Genomic DNA, 14782 nt, shown 5'->3' on the forward strand with positions numbered 1-14782 from the left:
GACTGGCCGATTCTCGTGATTTCGGTGATCGGGTCGATCCTCCTGGTGGAAGTCGTGCGGCGGATGCTGAACAGGGCCGGGCGCAAGTTCGCGCTCGCCCGGCATCTGGTGGAGCACTGCACGTGGCCCGCGTTCACCGTCGCCGCCGTGGTGGCGTTCAACCTGGCCTTCCGGCCGGGCATGTTCGGCGACGCGCCGAGCGAGCGGGCCGTCGCGGGCACGGTGGAGCGGGTGCTCGGGCTGGTCACGATCGCCGCGGTCACGTGGCTGATCGTTCAGGCCGCGTACGCGCTGACGGACGTCATCCTCGAGCGGCTGGTGCAGGTCGAGGGCGAGCGCAACCGACGGGCGCGGCGGATCATGACGCAGATCGCGCTGGTCCGCCGCGTCGCCGCCGCGATCATCATCGTGATCGCCCTCGGCGCGATGCTCTTCTCGTTCCCGCAGGTGCGCGCGCTCGGCGCCGGCCTGCTGGCCTCGGCCGGGATCGCGGGCGCCATCGTCGGCATCGCCGCCCAGCCGACGATCGGCAACATGCTCGCCGGGCTCCAGCTCGCCTTCAGCGACGCGCTCCGCCTCGACGACGTCGTCGTGGTCGAGGAGGAGTGGGGCCGGATCGAGGAGCTCACGCTCACGTACGTGGTGCTGCGCCTGTGGGACGAGCGGCGGCTGGTCCTGCCGGTGAGCTATTTCACCCAGAACCCGTTCGAGAACTGGACCCGGCACGGCAGCCGGGTGCTCGCCGTGGTGTTCCTGCGCGTGGACTGGGCGGTGCCGGTGAAGAAGCTCCGGGAGGCCTTGTACGAGTTCCTGCAGGGCAACCCGCTGTGGGACCAGAAGGACTGGACGCTCCAGGTGACCGACGTGCTGCCCAACGGACTGGTCGAGCTCCGCGCCCTCATGAGCGCCGCCGACTCGCCGTCGGCGTGGGACCTCAAGTGCGACGTACGGGAATTCCTCGTCGACTACGTACGGGACAACTTCCCGGAGTCCCTGCCCCGCTTCCGCGTCGAGACCCCGGAGACGCGCGCCGGCGTCCCCCTCGACCAGATGCTGTAGCCCTCACCTCCTGGCGCGCGTGAGCCGCCAGGCGGTGACCCCCAAGAGGACGAGCAGCGCACCCCCGACCACCCACAGATCGGGCAACCGCACCCGCGCCGCCACCTCCTCCAGCCCCGTCTCCGGGACGGGCAGTCCCGCCATGCCGTCCGTGAGCAGGAACATCACCCCCAGCCCCGCGAACACCGCCCCCGACAGCAGCGACGAGCTGTGCACCCGCAGCCGCCCGACCGCGAACCCCCGGCCCCGCAACCACCGCCTGCGCCCCAGGTCGTAACGCTGCCACAGCCCGGCGAGCACCAGCAGCGGCGCCGCCATGCCCGCCGCGTACACGGCCAGCAGCGCCGCCCCCCGCACCCCGTCACCCGAGGCGGCCGCCACCGTCAGCACCGCGCCCAGCACCGGCCCCGCACAGAACCCCGCCAGCCCCGACACGGCGCCGAGAGCCAGCACGGCCCCCGCCGAATCGCCCTTGACGTGGGCCCTGAGCCGCTCCACCGGCCCGCCGAGGCTCCAAGCACCCCCGGTCGCCTGCACCACCCCCAGCCCGATCAGCGTCCACCCGGCAACCTCGACCAGCAATTCCTGACGTCCGTAGAAGAGCCGGCCGACCTGCGCGGACCCCATCCCGAGCGGCACCAGCACCGCGCACAGCCCGGCGTAGAACAGCAGCGTCCGCCCCACCAACTCCCTGCGCCCGGGAAAGGCATAGGCGAAGAACGCCGGAAGCAGCAGCGCGCCGCATGGGCTGACCAGGGAGAACAGCCCGCCGAGAAAGGCGGCCGCGTATCCGACGTCCGTCATCGCTCGCGGCGGGCCTTCTCGATCGCCTTCTCGAAGGCCGCCACCGGCTGCGCCCCGAACAACAGCTCCCCATTGATCAGGAACGCGGGCGTGCCGGGCATGCCGAGCCGCAACGCGAACTCCATGTCCATCGCGACCGCCTCCCGCACGGCTTTGTCCCGCCGGTCGGCGTCGAACCTGCCCACATCGAGCCCCGCCCGCCGTGCCGCCTCCCGCAGCCCGTCCCCGTCGAGCCGCACCTCCCCGGAGTAGAGCACGTCGTGGAACTCCCAGAATCTGCCCTGCCTGGACGCGGCCCGCGCCGCGACCGCCGCGGCCTCGGACGCCCGCCCCCGAATCGGGTAGTCCCTCCAGAACATCCGCACCACCCCCGGCTCCACATATTTCCGCCTGAGCACCGGCGCGATGTCCTGCGCGAACGTCCGGCACTTCGGGCACCGGAAGTCACCGAACTCCACGATCGTGACCGGCGCCTGCGCCGACCCCATGGCCAGCCGCATGTCGACAGGCGGCGGCGTGGGACCCTCCCACACCGGCGGACCGGAGCCGGCGGTCGGAGCCGGAGAGGTCTCCACGCCACTCGGCGAACTCACCGCGACCGCGGGCCTGGTCGCCTCCGCCCCGTCTCCGTCTTCCCGGTCGTCCGGCAGGGCGGCGACGGCCAGCATCCCCAGCACCGCCACCCCCGCCAGCGCCCCCACTGTGATCCGCCGCCGTTCGTTCCACACCCGCCCCATTCTCCCCCAGCCCGAATAAATGTGTGGCACGCGCGCCGATCACCCGTTTACCGTAGACATTGTCCAACGACGAAGGAGAACGCCGGCGGAGGCGGAAAGGGAGGCGGCGAAGTGCGCGACCTGAGCATCACGCGACCGCTCGCGGCCCTCCCCGAGCTGCCGCGAAGGCTTTCCGGATAATCCACAAAGGATCGCCGGAAAGCCGTCTCGAACATATCCGAGGCGGCTTTTCCATTCGTAGCCGAGTGTGGGGGAGTTTGGTCACCCCGCCTGCCTTGGGAGCAGGAGCATCGCAGGTTCGAATCCTGCCACTCGGACGACGGCCCTGAAAGAAAAGGGCCGCGGGCAACGGCCTGGCCGACGGGAATGGCGCCCCCCGGCCGGACCAAGCCCTCACCCCGGGCCCGGCCCACGCCAGCCCCGCCCGGGGTCCAGCGCTCCAGCCCAACCGGCAGAGAGGTGCCGTCTTGCCGCCGAAGTTCATCGCCGTCTCGGACTCAAGTACAAGATGAACAACGAGCTGGGCGAAAGAACGGCCGACGTAGGCCGGTACCAGTCGCTTGTGGCGAAACTTCGGTAGACGCGCCGGACTCAGCTAAGCCCTTCTAGCCCAACTTGGTAGAGGCCCACGGCCCAGACCCGTGGTGTTCGGGGTTCGAGTCCCCGGGGGGGCACACACTTATAGGGAAATTGCACAGCGCCCTCTGCGAGGGACCCAGAGCAGGAACTTCCCCAGCCGGTAGGGCGGAGCAGCGAAGGGACCAGAGCACGGGACTGCCCGGCTGGAATTGGCCGGGGAGTGACCCGGGCGGCAGGCGCCACAGCCACGGCATCACCACGATTGCCTCCTATAGATTGCCGAACCCCCATCAGGCGCTAGCTGGAAGATGCCGGCGTCTTCCGCTCCTCGCTCTCCGCGGCCTCCGCCTCCGGCGTGTCGATCTTCCGGACACCGAGCACGGACACCAAGCTGACCAGCGACAGCGCGGCCACATACAGCGCGATCGCGGTCGAGGAGCGGTACGTCGCGAACAGGGTGGTCGCCACGATGGGGGTGAGCGCGCCGCCGACCATGCCACCGATCGTGTAGGCGATGGAGATCCCGCTGTACCGGAAGCGCACGTCGAAGATCTCGGTGAGCAGGCCGCCCTGGGCGCCGGCCATGATGCCCTGCACGATCGCGGCAATGGTGAACGCCAGCGGCGCCAGACCCGCGTCGCCCGTGTTGACCAGGCCGAACATCGGCAACGGCCAGAGGACGGCGGTCAGCGCGCCCAGGATGTACATCCGCTCGGAGCCGAACCGGTTGGACAGGACCGCAGACGCGATGATCGTGCCGATCCACACCACGGTGGGATCAGCATGAGCAGTGTGCCGCGCTGGAAGCCCACCACGGTCGTGCCGTACGTGAGCATGTAGACGATCACGGTGGAGCCGACCGCGGGCGGCGCTATCGAGGCCAGGCCCGCCAGCACCAGATTGCGCGGCTGCCGCCGGACCAACTCGGCGAAGGGCACCTTGCTGATGGCGTTCTGCTGCTTGATCCGCTCGAACTCGGGCGCATCCTGCAGCCGGCCGCGGACCACGAACCGAGGATCACCAGCAGCAGGCGGTGGTCCCGCTCATGCACGGCACCGGCCTGTTCAACACGTTCGGGACGCTGCTCACCGCCGGAGAGGTGGTCTTCCCCGGCGGGACGAGGCTGGAGGCGGCGCGGGTCTGGCACGCCGTGGAGCGCCACCGCGTCACCAACCTCCTCATCGCGGGGAACGCGGTCGCGCGGCCCGCTGGTGGATGAGCTGGTCGAGGCCGAGAAAGAGGGCCGCCCGTACGACCTGTCGTCGCTGCGGACGGTGATCAGCTCCGGTACGACGTTCACCGACGACCTCAAGCGCGAGCTCCATCGTCGTAGCGGGGTGACCATCTACGACGGGCTGGCGGCCAGTGAGGGCGGACCCTTCGCGTTCGCCGTCACCGCCTCGGAGCACGACCTGCCCGGCCGTTTCCGCCCGGCGCTGGAGACGCTGGTCGTCGACCCGAACGGCGATCTCGTCCCGCCCGGCAGCGGTGAGGTCGGCATGCTGGCCTTCGGCGGAGGACTGCCGCTCGGCTACCACAAGGACCCCGCGCGCACGGCGTCGGCCTACCGGACCATCCAGGGCCGGCGGCACGTCATCGTGGGCGACTACGTCACATACGAGGCGGACGGCACGCTGCGCTTCCTCGGCCGCGGCAGCGGTGTGATCAACACCGGCGGCGAGAAGGTGTACCCGGCGGAGGTGGAGGAGCTGCTGATGGAGCACCCCGCCGTCGCCGACGCGGTCGTCATCGGGGAGCCGGACGACACCTGGGGCGAACGGGTCACCGCAGCGGTCACGCTGTCCCCGGGCGCCGCGGCGACAGCGCAGGAACTGCGGGATTGGCTACGCCCCCGGCTCGCCGGCTACAAGCTGCCGCGCCGGCTGGCCATCGTCGCGGAGCTCCCGCGCACCCCGAGCGGAAAGCTCGAGATCAGCCGCGTCCGCCGGCTGCTGCAAGAAGCCGAGGCGCCCCGGTGAGGCCCACGCGGCCACCCGGTGACGAGATCGTCGTCTTCGCCGTGGACACCACAGCCACCGGTCACCCCGCACAAGCCGCGGCAGGCCGGTCATTCACCCACATCGACGTAACAGAGGCACCACATGACTGAGCTGTCAGAAGCCAAGCAGGCGGACGGTGGCACACCGATCCCGTCAGGCCAGTTGTGGATCGACGGCGGCGCCGTCGCAGCGTCCAGCGGTCGCCGGAGGGATGTTCTCGATCCCGCGACCGGTGAACCGGTCACGACCATCGCCGACGCCGGCGACGCCGACGTCGCGCGAGCAGCGGCGGCCGCGCGAACCGCCTTCGACGACGGCCGCTGGTCCGGCCTGACCCCGCGCAAGCGCGCGGCGGTGCTCCTGCGGGCGGCCCAGCTGCTCCGCGAGCATGCGGAGGAGTTCGCCCGGCTGGAATCGCTGGACGTCGGCAAGCCCCTGATGTTCACCCGCACCGTCGACGTCCTCAACGTCGTCACCGGCGGCGGCGCGGCCGGAGCGGCCCTGGTTCGCGACCCCAACGTCGACAAGATCGCCTTCACGGGGTCCACCGCGGCCGGACGGACCGTCGCCGCCAGCGCGGGGGAGCACCTCAAACACGTCACCGTAGAACTGGGCGGCAAGGGCGCGAACATCATCTTCGCCGACGCCGACCTGGAGGCGGCGATCAACACCGCGGTGGCCGCCTTCGTCTTCAACACCGGCCAGTTCTGCATGTCCGGCAGCCGGCTGCTGGTGGAGCGTCCGGTCTACGACACCGTCGTCGAGGCGTTGCACGGCGCGGCCCAGCACGTCCCCGTCGGCGACCCCTTCGCCGAGGGCACGGTGGTCGGTCCGATGGCCGGGCCGCGGCATCTGGCGAAGGTGCGCTCCTATCTGGACCGGGCGGCTGACGCCCCGGTACAGGTGGTGTCCGGCCCCGCTCACGACGGCGGCGGCTTCTTCGTCCCTCCGACGGTCATCGCCGGGGTGACTCAGGACTCGCCCTTCGTCCAGGAAGAGATCTTCGGCCCAGTGCTCACCGTGCAGCCGTTCGACACGGAGGACGAGGCGGTGCGCTGGCCAACGGCACGCCGTACGGCCTGGCGGCGGGACTGCAGACCAGCGACATCACCCGTGCCCACAGGGTGGCCGCCGCCCTGCGGGCGGGAATCGTCTGGGTCAACGGCTGGTCTCTGCTCGACCCGTCCATGCCCTTCGGCGGCACGGGGCAGTCCGGTTACGGGCGGGAGAACGGCCCGGAGGCACTCAACGAGTACCTGCAGACCAAGTCCGTCGTCGTCAAGCTCGGCTGAGCCGTCCCCGTGTAAGGCAAGCAGGTGCATGCGTCTGGCATCCGACGATCTCTGCTACTCGGACAGGTGGCGGTTGGCTCGGCTCCAGGCCATCCTCCGGTCCGCTTCGTCGAGGAAGCCGTTGGCGACCCAGTGAGCTTGGGGCTGGTGCCCGGCGTCAGCCAGCAGGCGGACCTGCTCGATGACGTCCCGCTGAACTTCGATGACCGCATCGACCAGGCCCGTGGTCGAAGTCAGGCCGTAGGCCGCGGCGAACGTCTCCAGGCGATGACGCCGATCGGGGGGCGTGGGGTAGCGCAGCCAGCGCAGGCATTCGGCATCGTCGCGGAATGGTGCAACGTACTCGAGCGCGTAGGCGATGTCGTGCAGCCGAGGCCTGGGCCGGGCGTAATCCCAGTCCAGGATCCCGACGGGGCGCTTGTCGCGCCAGACGATGTTCCACGGGCCGAAGTCCCCGTGGCAGATCACCTCGTCATCGCGTGGTTCCGCCTCGCCGCTGGACCATCTGAGTCCCTGAGGCGGGCGAAAGCCGACGACCGCGTCGTGATAGTCGCGCAGCAGGCGGGCGAAGGACGCCAAACCCGAATCCTCGACCACCATGGCCCAGCCCTGAGGGCCAGATTCGCCGTCCAGGTAGGTGAGGATCTCACGGCCCTCCTGATCGATCCCCAGCACCCGCGGAGAGTAAGGGAAAGCCACCTCCTCCAGGTGCTGAAGCAACGCATGGACAGCCGGTGTCCAGGGGTGTGCGGGCCTGCGAACCGTGTTGCCGAGGCGCACCACCCTGCGATGCGCGGAATCCTGCAAGATCTCCTCATCCGCCACGTGATCAGAGATTACCTGCGGCACCCACTCCTCTTTCTGATGTTTGGGGAGGAAGGTGACCAAGTACGGGCGAAAGGGGGAGTGGTAGCCCTCTGGTCTGCCTCCGAACGTCCGGCCGCGCACGCGGATACTTCACAGGCGCACGGTGACGCCCCTCGAGGCGACGGCCAGGTCACCGGAGTACGACTGCGCCGCCGCGGCCAGCGCGGGCTCGGGCGGGGTGCCGGGCCACAGGTGCGTGAGGAGAAGCCGCGCCACTCCAGCCGCCGCCGCGGTACGCCCTGCCTGGAGGGCGGTGGAGAGATAGGGCGCGTCCTCTTCGGGCACCTCCTCCGGGTAGGTCGCCTCGGCCAGCAGCAGGTCGGCGTCTCGGGCCAGGTCCACCAGCGTGCCGGCCGGACCGGTGTCACCCGTGTAGGCCATCGTCTTTCCCGCGCCGCTCAACCGCAGCCCGGCGTTCGGCACGTGATGGGGCAACGCCCAGGTGTTCAACCGGAACGGCCCGATCTCCAACTCGCGCGAAGGGGCCAGGTCGTGCAGCACGAAGCTGTCTGCCAGCATCCGTTCGTCCAGCCGTAGAACGGCGTCGAGTGCTCCCGGCGGCGCGTACACCGGCAGTGCGGGCGGGCGCGCCTCCCCCAGAGCGCGGGCGCGCAGCAGCGGGTTCAGGTCGGCGCAGTGGTCGGGATGGCCGTGGCTGACCAGGACCGCGTCGATCTCCTCGGCCCTGGCGAGTGCCAGCAACCTGGGCATCGTGGCATACCCCGGATCGATCAGGACGCTGAACCCCTCCTGTTCGACCAGATAACCACTGCAGGCCTGATCGGCCGCGGGCCACGCCCCGCATCCTCCGAGCACGGTGAGCTTCACAACGCGCGAAGATACCGACCGAGTGGACTGGCGGCGCAGAGCCACTTCAGTGCCGTTCCAGGAGACCACTACCTTGCCGACCGTGGCGATGAGGGGCAGACCAAGTACAGATGAGAAGGGCGGGAGGCCGTGGTCTGGCCGGAACACGCGCATCGCCGCGCCCGGTTGCGGGCCGCAGCCGGCCGTCGGGGCGGCCGACGCGCCACTGTTGGCGCGGGGGATCTGGTCGACGACCTATCGGCACTGGCCGCGCAGCCCCCGTCGGGCGCGACGCTGATGGTGTTCCAGCGCTCGGTGCTGTACCAGGGCCTGTACGGGGTTCAGATCTCAAGTGGGTCTGGTCGGCGAACATCTCCTCGGGAACAGCTCATCACGATGCTCGGCCAAGAACGCGTGGATGCTGCCTGCCGGGATCAACTCCCGGCAGGTGCTCCACATATCCGGCCCCCAGAAGCTCCTAGCCAGAGCCGAGCGAGCCGACCGTCACACGCCATTCGCGCAGCTTGCGATCCTTGGTGACCTCCAGCTGTGTGTAGGGGTCCTGGTCGACGAGCGCCTGCGCCGCGGTCTCGTCCTCCGCTCGCAGGACGATCATCCCGGCCGTCAGGTCCGTGTACGGGCCGGCCGCGACGAGGCTGCCCTGCTCCAGGAGCTTGTTCAGGTGTGCGAGATGATCCTCGCGGCGCTCCGCCCTCAGTGGGGTGTCGTTGTATCCGTAGGTCAGGACGAACAGTGCCATGCCGGGATACTCCTTGTCTGCCTTTACCTTGGACGAATCGGGCCGGAGAGCCCGTACACCCGCCGGGCGTTGCCGGCGAAGACGGCGTGCTGGTCGGCGGGCGGGAGGTGAGCCAGCGCGTCCTTCCATGCGCCGACCAGTTGCGGCATGGTGGTCCAGATCTTCTCGACCGGGAAGTTGGTGCCGAACATGGCCCGGTCGGCGCCGAACCAGCCGATCACCTCGCCGGCGACCAAGGAGATGAGGTCGGGATCCACCCGGTGGACGAAGGTGCCCTGCCCGGTGAGCTTGACGACGATGTTCGGCCGCTCGGCGAGCGCGGTCATCCCGGCCCGCCACGACTCGAGGTACTCGTGGCCGATGAGCATGCCCGCGTGCACGAGGACGAAGGTGACGTCGGGGAAGGCCGCCGCCAGCTCGACCGCATTCGCCATCTGTTCGGGGAAGAGCTGCAGCTCGAACAGCCAGCCGAGGTCGGCGAGCGCGCCGATGTTCTTGCGGAAGATCGGATCCTTCATGCGGTCGGGCGCGGTGGCGAAGCGGAACTCCGGGCGCTCGTGCCAGTGCAGTTGCTGCCGGATCCCCCGGATCAGCGGCGTGAGCGCGGCCTGCCGGCGCATGATCTCCGGAGCGTCCTCGTCGAACATGTCGGCCGACGCGATGACGGCCATCGGCCGGCCCGTCTCCTGATGAACGTCGCGGAGCCATCGCACCTCGTCCACGACCCGGTCGAGCGGCCAGTTCGTCTGCACGTAGACCGACTCGGTGATGCCCGAGGCCGTGGCGTCGGCGACGTACTCGTCGATCAGGTAGTCCCGCCTGATCGGCTCGTACGGGCCGAAGATCCGCGGCACCATCGGCCCGGACAGCCACGGCAGGTCACCGGCCCGCCAGATGTGATGGTGCGAGTCGACGATGTCGCCCGTGTAGCGGGTCGCCTCCGACATGACGATCACTCCCCGTCCAAGGTCTGTACCTGCTCGTACGCCGTACGCAGGTCGCGTACGCCCGCGAGCGCGTCGACACTGCCGAGCACGGCCGACATGCCGCGGGTGACCGGCCGGTACGCCGGGTCGCAGGCGAGCGGCGACCACCACAGCAACCGGTGGCTCAGCGACGACAACCGCCGGACGGCCGCCTGCATGGGCCCGCAGTCGCCGCGTTCCAGGCCGTCTGAGAGCACGATCACCAGGGCGCCGCGCGCCACGGTGACATATCGGGCGTTGCCGAGGAACTCCTGGAGCGAGGCGCCGATCCGCGTCCCGCCCTCGGCGTCCAGGACGACGTCGCTCAGCGAGCCGACGGCCGCGTCGACGTCCCGTGCGCGCAGCGGCTCGGTGACGCGGGTCAGCCGGGTGCCGAAGGTGAACACCTCGACGCGGTCGAGGCGGCCGACCGCCGCGTGGGCGAAGCGAAGGTAGTCGGCGCTGTGCTGCTTCATCGACCCGGACACGTCGATGAGCAGCAGGACACGGCGTTGCCGCCGCGGACGGTTCCGCCGGCGCAACGTCACGATCTCGCCGTGGCCGCGCCAGGACTCACGGCAGATTCTGGCGAGGTCGATCCACGGACCTCGCCGGGCGGGCCGCCGGCGGCGCGACCGGACCGTCGGCACCGCGCCGGGCAGTTCCCGCCGCAGCAGCGAGAGCAGCGCCCGGTCCTCCCCGCTCGCCGGGCCGAACACCGGGCGTCTCTCGCGCTCCGAGGAGCCGGCCTTCAGGCCCGCTTCCCCGCCGAACGCCGCCGTGAGAGGAGCCTCGTCTCCCTGCCCGGGCGCGGGGGTCTCGTCGTCGGGGGACTCCTGATCGCGGACGGGCCGTGCCGTGACCTCCCCGAACCAGCGCTGGAACGTGGGGGAGTACACCTCCAGGTCCTCGCGGGATGCGGTGAGCGTGGCCGCCCCGATCCAGTAGAGGTGCGCGGCGTCGCGCGGCCCGACGGCCTCGATCGCTTGAAGGAAGACCTGCTGTTTGGGCACCGGCACGCGCAGGCCCTGATCGTGCAGGTCCCGCAGGAACCCGTGCACATGATCGCCGATGCGCACGACGAGGGACCGCTCAGTCACCGAACACCTCCGCGGCGTGGCGGCCGAGCAGCGCGAGATCCTCCTCGTGCTTGACGAGCAGCCCCGCGGACCGGCGCATCGCCTCCAGCCAGCTCGAACCCTCGCCGGCCAGCGCCTGCACCCCGCGGGCCCAGGAGACCGACTCCGCGATGCCCGGGCGCTTCAGCAGAGCCAGTCCGCGGATCCGATGCACGGCGGCCACGAGCCGGGCCGCGCTCCTCTCGTCCAGGCCAGGGGCCTGCGCCCGCAGGATCGCTCGCTCGCGTCCGGCGTCGGGGAAGGGGATCCAGTGGTAGAGGCACCGGCGCTTGAGCGCGTCGTGAAGTTCGCGGGTCCGGTTCGAGGTGAGGACGACGAAAGGGGCGCTCGCCGCTCTGATGGTGCCGATCTCCGGGATGGTGATCTGGAAGTCGCCGAGGAACTCCAGCAGAAAGGCCTCGAACTCGCTGTCCGCGCGATCGATCTCGTCGATCAGCAGCACCGCGCCGGAGGCCGCCCGCAGCGATCGCAGCAGCGGGCGCTGCAGCAGGAACTCCTCGCGGTACAGGTCGCCGACGGCGCGTCCCTCCACCTCGGCGGCCCGCAGGGACAGCAGTTGCTTGGGGTAGTCCCATTCGTACAGGGCCTGGGAGGCGTCCAGCCCCTCGTAGCACTGCAGCCGGATCAGCTCGCGGCCGAGGACTCGGGCCAGGACGTTCGCGACCTCGGTCTTGCCGACCCCCGGCTCACCCTCCAGCAGCAGCGGAAGCCCGAGCGTGCCGGCCAGGTGGACGGCGGTGAGCAGGCCCTCGTCGGCGAGGTAGCCCTCCGCGGCCAGCCGCAGATCCAGCGCGTCCCGGTCAGCCGGCACGGCCGGCCCGCAGTTCGTCGAGTCCGCGCAGCACCTTCTCCGGGGTGAACGGCATGCTCGTCAGCCGTACGCCGACCGCGTCGTACACGGCGTTGGCGATCGCGGGGATCGGCGCGTTCGCCGTCATCTCGCCGATTCCCTTGGCCCCGAACGGCCCGTTGCCGGCGGGCCGTTCGAGGAACACGCTCGTCTGCGCCGGGATGTCGGCCGGCCCCGGCATCAGGTACTCGGTGAAATCGACGGGGCCGTGCTCGCGCGAGTGCGGATAGTACGGCTCGGTCGACTCGAACAACGCGTGCGACAGGCCCATCCAGGCGCCGCCCTCGACCTGCTGCGTCGCGAGGGCCGGGTTGAGCGCCCGGCCGATCTCGTACGCGTTGTAGAGCCGCAGCACCTCGACCACGCCGGTCTCGTCGTCGACCGCGACCTCGGCCACCGTGCACGCGTGCGCCTGGCAGGAGTCCGGGTCCATCTCGCCGGTCTCCGGCACCGGGGTGCTCGGCTCCTTGAGGAAGATGCCCCGGCCGGAGATGGTCCGGCCCTGCCGGAAGTGCGCGGCGAGCGCGACCTCGCTGATGTGGATCTTCTTTTCCGAGGACCCTTTGAGGCGGACGAAGCCCGTGCCGTCGGTCTCCAGATCCTCCGCGTCGACCTCCAGCTCGTCGGCGGCGACCTGGAGCATGACGTCCCTGGCCTCGCGCGCCGCCACGATGACGGCGTTGCCGACCCGGTGGGTGCCGCGGCTGGCGAACGTCCCCATGCAGTGCGGGCCGGTGTCCGTGTCGGCGGTGTCGACGATGACGTTCTCGAGCGGGATGCCGAGGGTCTCGGCCGCGCATTGGGCGACGACCGTCCGCAGCCCCTGGCCGAGATCAACCGAGGAGAGCGTGACGACGAATCCGCCCATCGTGGTGGCGTGGACGAGTGCCTGCGACGGGTCGCCGCCGAGGTTCATCCCGGTCGGGTAGTTGACCGCCGCGTATCCGCGCCCGTGCCGTAACGCCATCGCTCAGCCCTCCGATCGCTCGGTCGACGACATCGCCCGGTACTCCGGTGGAAGGTCGTGTCCCACCAGGTCGGCGGCGCTCTGGATCACCTCGACCAGCGCCGTGCCGGAGGCGATCTTGCGATGTGCCTTCATGTCGCCGTCCCGGTAGGCGTTCTTGAGCCGAAGCCGCAGCGGGTCCATGTTCAGCTCCCGGGCGACGTGGTCCATGTGCGACTCCAGGGCGAAGTCGCCGATCGTGACGCCGAACCCGCGCATGGCGCTGGACGGTGTGCGGTTGGTGTAGACGCAGTAGGCGTCGACGTGGACGTTCGGGATCGTGTACGGGCCGGGCATGTGCGCCGCCGCCTTGGTGGTGCCGTACGGGCTGTGCCGGGAGTACGCGCCCGCGTCCACGTACAGCGTGATCTTGCGGGCGACGATCCGGCCGTCGTCCATGACGCCGTCCTTGATGGAGATGCGCTCGGCCGCCCGCGGGGACGACACCTGCATCTCCTCCGCGCGGCTGAAGACGTACTTGGCGGGCCGGCCGGTGAGCATGGCGGCGAGGCAGGCGAGCGGCTCGACGATGACGTCGACCTTGCCGCCGAAGCCGCCGCCCACGGTGCCCCCGACGACACGCAGGCTGGTGGGCGGGACGCCGAGGATGAGCGCGGTGTTGTCGAGGGTGAAGAAGGCGGCCTGGGTGTTGGTGTGGATGCGCAGCCGGCCGTCGCCCTGGGGGACGACGATGCAGCCGGTGGGCTCGGTCGGCGCGTGCTCGATCGGCGAGGAGCTGTAGCGGCCCTCGATGATGCGGTCCGCCTCCGCGAAGCCCCGCTCGACGTCGCCGAAGCGGATCCGGCGGCAGTGGTGTCCCTCGTACACGAAGTGGTTGGTGCCCGCCTGCTTGATGATCGGGGCGCCGTCGGCCAGTGCTTCTTCGACGTCCAGGACGGCGGGCAGGTCGGTGTAGCCGACCGCGACCCGGGCCGCGCCCTCGCGGGCGGCCTCCTCGGTCTCGGCGACCACGGCGACGATCGGCTCGCCGCGGTAGAGGACCCGATCCTCGGCCAGCACGGGCTCGTCGTCGGGCCCCACGCCGATCAGGCGCAGCACGGTGTACCAGTTGTTCGGCACGTCCTCGTGGGTGATGACCCGGAGCACGCCCGGGACCTCGAGGGCGCCGGAGACGTCGACCCGGTCGATGAGGGCGTGGTGCCGCGTGGACCGGTGGATCTTGACGTGCGTCATCTCCGGCAGCGTCATGTCCTCGAAGAAGACCGTGCGGCCGGTGACGTGACCGCGGGCGTCCGAGCGCGGGACGGCGGAGCCGATGACGGCGAAGTCGCCCGCACGCTCGCCCTTGAAGTACGCGGTGTCGATCGGGGTGACGCGCGCCATCAGACCTCGGCCTCCGTGGGCGCGGGCCGGGCGGGCACGGTCGGGGTGGGCACGGTCGGGGTGGGCACGGTCGGGGTGGGCACGGCCGGATCGCCGCGACGGCGTTCCGCGGCGGCGAGGACGGCGGTGATGATCGGCTCGTATCCGGTGCAGCGGCAGACGTTGCCGCAGATCGCCTCGGTGACATCCTGACGGGTCGGATCCGGCTTCCGGTTGAGCAGCGCCGTGGCGGACATGATCATCCCAGGGGTGCAGAACCCGCACTGCGTCGCGAAGTGGTCGACGAACGCCTGCTGCACGTCGTCGAGCCGCTCGCCGTCGGCCAAGCCCTCGATGGTCTCCACGGCGGAGCCGTCGACCGTCACGACGGGGATCAGGCACGAGACCACGGGCCGGCCGTCCAGCAGCACCGTGCAACTGCCGCACCCTCCTTGCGCGCAGCCGCGCTTGGCCCCCATCAGCCCGAACGTCTCACGCAGGGCGCTCAGCAGCGTCGTCGACGGCCGGGCGATCAGCTCCCGATCGGTGCCGTTCAGTTCGATCGTGACGATTGTCGAGGGCATGCGATCCCCT

18 protein-coding genes and 2 tRNA genes are annotated in these 14782 nt (G+C 70.5%); 7 read left to right on the plus strand and 13 right to left on the minus strand.

The window, feature by feature from the left end; translation table 11 throughout:
- The first annotated feature begins 24 nt into the window (after nucleotides 1-24).
- On the plus strand, nucleotides 25-1059 hold the full coding sequence (locus tag ID574_RS06335) for a mechanosensitive ion channel family protein (protein WP_223166398.1): 1035 nt from the start codon (nucleotides 25-27) through the stop codon (nucleotides 1057-1059).
- A gap of 3 nt (nucleotides 1060-1062) precedes the next feature.
- Here the strand turns inward: ID574_RS06335 and ID574_RS06340 are convergent, their stop codons facing one another.
- On the minus strand, nucleotides 1063-1863 hold the full coding sequence (locus ID574_RS06340; RefSeq protein ID WP_188187774.1) for a cytochrome c biogenesis CcdA family protein: 801 nt from the start codon (nucleotides 1861-1863) through the stop codon (nucleotides 1063-1065).
- Nucleotides 1860-2591 carry a DsbA family protein gene (locus ID574_RS06345; RefSeq protein WP_188187775.1) on the minus strand — a complete coding sequence of 244 codons (732 nt, stop codon included), beginning with the start codon at nucleotides 2589-2591 and terminating at the stop codon, nucleotides 1860-1862. The genes ID574_RS06340 and ID574_RS06345 overlap by 4 nt, the downstream gene beginning before the upstream one ends.
- A gap of 250 nt (nucleotides 2592-2841) precedes the next feature.
- Here ID574_RS06345 and ID574_RS06350 point away from each other — a divergent pair.
- A tRNA-Pro gene (locus tag ID574_RS06350) sits at nucleotides 2842-2917 on the plus strand.
- Nucleotides 2918-3199: 282 nt separating this feature from the next.
- Nucleotides 3200-3274 (plus strand) — tRNA-Leu (locus ID574_RS06355).
- Nucleotides 3275-3476: 202 nt separating this feature from the next.
- Here the strand turns inward: ID574_RS06355 and ID574_RS59485 are convergent.
- Both ID574_RS59485 and ID574_RS59490 read right to left on the minus strand, forming a co-directional pair.
- Nucleotides 3477-3887 (minus strand): MFS transporter, encoded by a 411-nt coding sequence (locus ID574_RS59485; RefSeq protein WP_262495943.1) that lies wholly within the window; start codon nucleotides 3885-3887, stop codon nucleotides 3477-3479.
- Complete coding sequence (locus ID574_RS59490; protein WP_223166399.1) at nucleotides 3866-4186, minus strand: hypothetical protein; 321 nt, start codon at nucleotides 4184-4186, stop codon at nucleotides 3866-3868. Before ID574_RS59490 ends, ID574_RS59485 begins: the two co-directional genes overlap by 22 nt.
- A gap of 26 nt (nucleotides 4187-4212) precedes the next feature.
- On the opposite strand from ID574_RS59490, the gene ID574_RS59495 reads away from it, so the two are divergent.
- From ID574_RS59495 to ID574_RS06370, 3 genes are all read left to right on the plus strand, one after another.
- Nucleotides 4213-4398 carry a hypothetical protein gene (locus ID574_RS59495; RefSeq protein ID WP_223166400.1) on the plus strand — a complete coding sequence of 62 codons (186 nt, stop codon included), beginning with the start codon at nucleotides 4213-4215 and terminating at the stop codon, nucleotides 4396-4398.
- Nucleotides 4391-5158, plus strand: coding sequence for an AMP-binding enzyme (locus ID574_RS06365; RefSeq protein ID WP_188187776.1), 768 nt, complete (start codon nucleotides 4391-4393; stop codon nucleotides 5156-5158). The genes ID574_RS59495 and ID574_RS06365 overlap by 8 nt, the downstream gene beginning before the upstream one ends.
- A 123-nt stretch (nucleotides 5159-5281) precedes the next feature.
- Nucleotides 5282-6607, plus strand: a complete 1326-nt coding sequence (locus tag ID574_RS06370) for an aldehyde dehydrogenase family protein (RefSeq protein ID WP_262495944.1) — start codon at nucleotides 5282-5284, stop codon at nucleotides 6605-6607.
- Here ID574_RS06370 and ID574_RS06375 read toward each other — a convergent pair.
- Both ID574_RS06375 and ID574_RS06380 read right to left on the minus strand, forming a co-directional pair.
- On the minus strand, nucleotides 6526-7359 hold the full coding sequence (locus tag ID574_RS06375) for an aminoglycoside phosphotransferase family protein (protein ID WP_223166401.1): 834 nt from the start codon (nucleotides 7357-7359) through the stop codon (nucleotides 6526-6528). The genes ID574_RS06370 and ID574_RS06375 overlap by 82 nt on opposite strands.
- Nucleotides 7360-7428: 69 nt before the next feature.
- On the minus strand, nucleotides 7429-8166 hold the full coding sequence (locus ID574_RS06380) for an MBL fold metallo-hydrolase (RefSeq protein WP_188187777.1): 738 nt from the start codon (nucleotides 8164-8166) through the stop codon (nucleotides 7429-7431).
- A gap of 129 nt (nucleotides 8167-8295) precedes the next feature.
- Here ID574_RS06380 and ID574_RS62690 point away from each other — a divergent pair, with 129 nt between their 5' ends.
- The gene (locus ID574_RS62690; protein ID WP_223166402.1) at nucleotides 8296-8685 is read left to right on the plus strand and encodes a DUF2332 family protein; all 390 of its coding nucleotides are present in this window, start codon (nucleotides 8296-8298) and stop codon (nucleotides 8683-8685) included.
- Here the strand turns inward: ID574_RS62690 and ID574_RS06390 are convergent.
- The 7 genes from ID574_RS06390 to ID574_RS06420 are packed head-to-tail and all read right to left on the minus strand — an operon-like array spanning nucleotide 8624 to nucleotide 14772.
- A complete protein-coding gene (locus ID574_RS06390; protein ID WP_188187778.1) occupies nucleotides 8624-8905 on the minus strand; it encodes a YciI family protein in 282 nt (93 codons plus the stop codon). The two genes, ID574_RS62690 and ID574_RS06390, sit on opposite strands and share 62 nt — an antisense overlap.
- Nucleotides 8906-8928: 23 nt before the next feature.
- Entirely contained in the window at nucleotides 8929-9852 is a 924-nt protein-coding gene (locus tag ID574_RS06395) for an amidohydrolase family protein (protein WP_188187779.1), read from the minus strand.
- A gap of 5 nt (nucleotides 9853-9857) precedes the next feature.
- Complete coding sequence (locus tag ID574_RS06400; RefSeq protein WP_188187780.1) at nucleotides 9858-10970, minus strand: vWA domain-containing protein; 1113 nt, start codon at nucleotides 10968-10970, stop codon at nucleotides 9858-9860.
- Nucleotides 10963-11820, minus strand: a complete 858-nt coding sequence (locus ID574_RS06405) for an AAA family ATPase (RefSeq protein ID WP_188187781.1) — start codon at nucleotides 11818-11820, stop codon at nucleotides 10963-10965. Before ID574_RS06405 ends, ID574_RS06400 begins: the two co-directional genes overlap by 8 nt.
- Entirely contained in the window at nucleotides 11810-12826 is a 1017-nt protein-coding gene (locus ID574_RS62350; protein WP_188187782.1) for a molybdopterin cofactor-binding domain-containing protein, read from the minus strand. Before ID574_RS62350 ends, ID574_RS06405 begins: the two co-directional genes overlap by 11 nt.
- Before the next feature lie 3 nt (nucleotides 12827-12829).
- Nucleotides 12830-14209 (minus strand): molybdopterin cofactor-binding domain-containing protein, encoded by a 1380-nt coding sequence (locus tag ID574_RS62355; RefSeq protein ID WP_188187783.1) that lies wholly within the window; start codon nucleotides 14207-14209, stop codon nucleotides 12830-12832.
- Entirely contained in the window at nucleotides 14209-14772 is a 564-nt protein-coding gene (locus tag ID574_RS06420) for a (2Fe-2S)-binding protein (protein ID WP_188187784.1), read from the minus strand. The genes ID574_RS62355 and ID574_RS06420 overlap by 1 nt, the downstream gene beginning before the upstream one ends.
- Between the last annotated feature and the right edge of the window lie 10 nt (nucleotides 14773-14782).

The organism is Nonomuraea sp. SYSU D8015, from assembly GCF_008065375.1.
Classification (GTDB): domain Bacteria; phylum Actinomycetota; class Actinomycetes; order Streptosporangiales; family Streptosporangiaceae; genus Nonomuraea.

Coding starts and splice junctions, on each gene's coding strand:
- ID574_RS62350 (WP_188187782.1), bottom strand. CDS start 12,826: ATGGCGTTACGGCACGGGCGCGGATACGCGGCGGTCAACTACCCGACC.
- ID574_RS06370 (WP_262495944.1), top strand. CDS start 5,282: ATGACTGAGCTGTCAGAAGCCAAGCAGGCGGACGGTGGCACACCGATC.
- ID574_RS06340 (WP_188187774.1), bottom strand. CDS start 1,863: ATGACGGACGTCGGATACGCGGCCGCCTTTCTCGGCGGGCTGTTCTCC.
- ID574_RS06390 (WP_188187778.1), bottom strand. CDS start 8,905: ATGGCACTGTTCGTCCTGACCTACGGATACAACGACACCCCACTGAGG.
- ID574_RS59485 (WP_262495943.1), bottom strand. CDS start 3,887: ATGTACATCCTGGGCGCGCTGACCGCCGTCCTCTGGCCGTTGCCGATG.
- ID574_RS06395 (WP_188187779.1), bottom strand. CDS start 9,852: ATGTCGGAGGCGACCCGCTACACGGGCGACATCGTCGACTCGCACCAT.
- ID574_RS62355 (WP_188187783.1), bottom strand. CDS start 14,209: ATGGCGCGCGTCACCCCGATCGACACCGCGTACTTCAAGGGCGAGCGT.
- ID574_RS06420 (WP_188187784.1), bottom strand. CDS start 14,772: ATGCCCTCGACAATCGTCACGATCGAACTGAACGGCACCGATCGGGAG.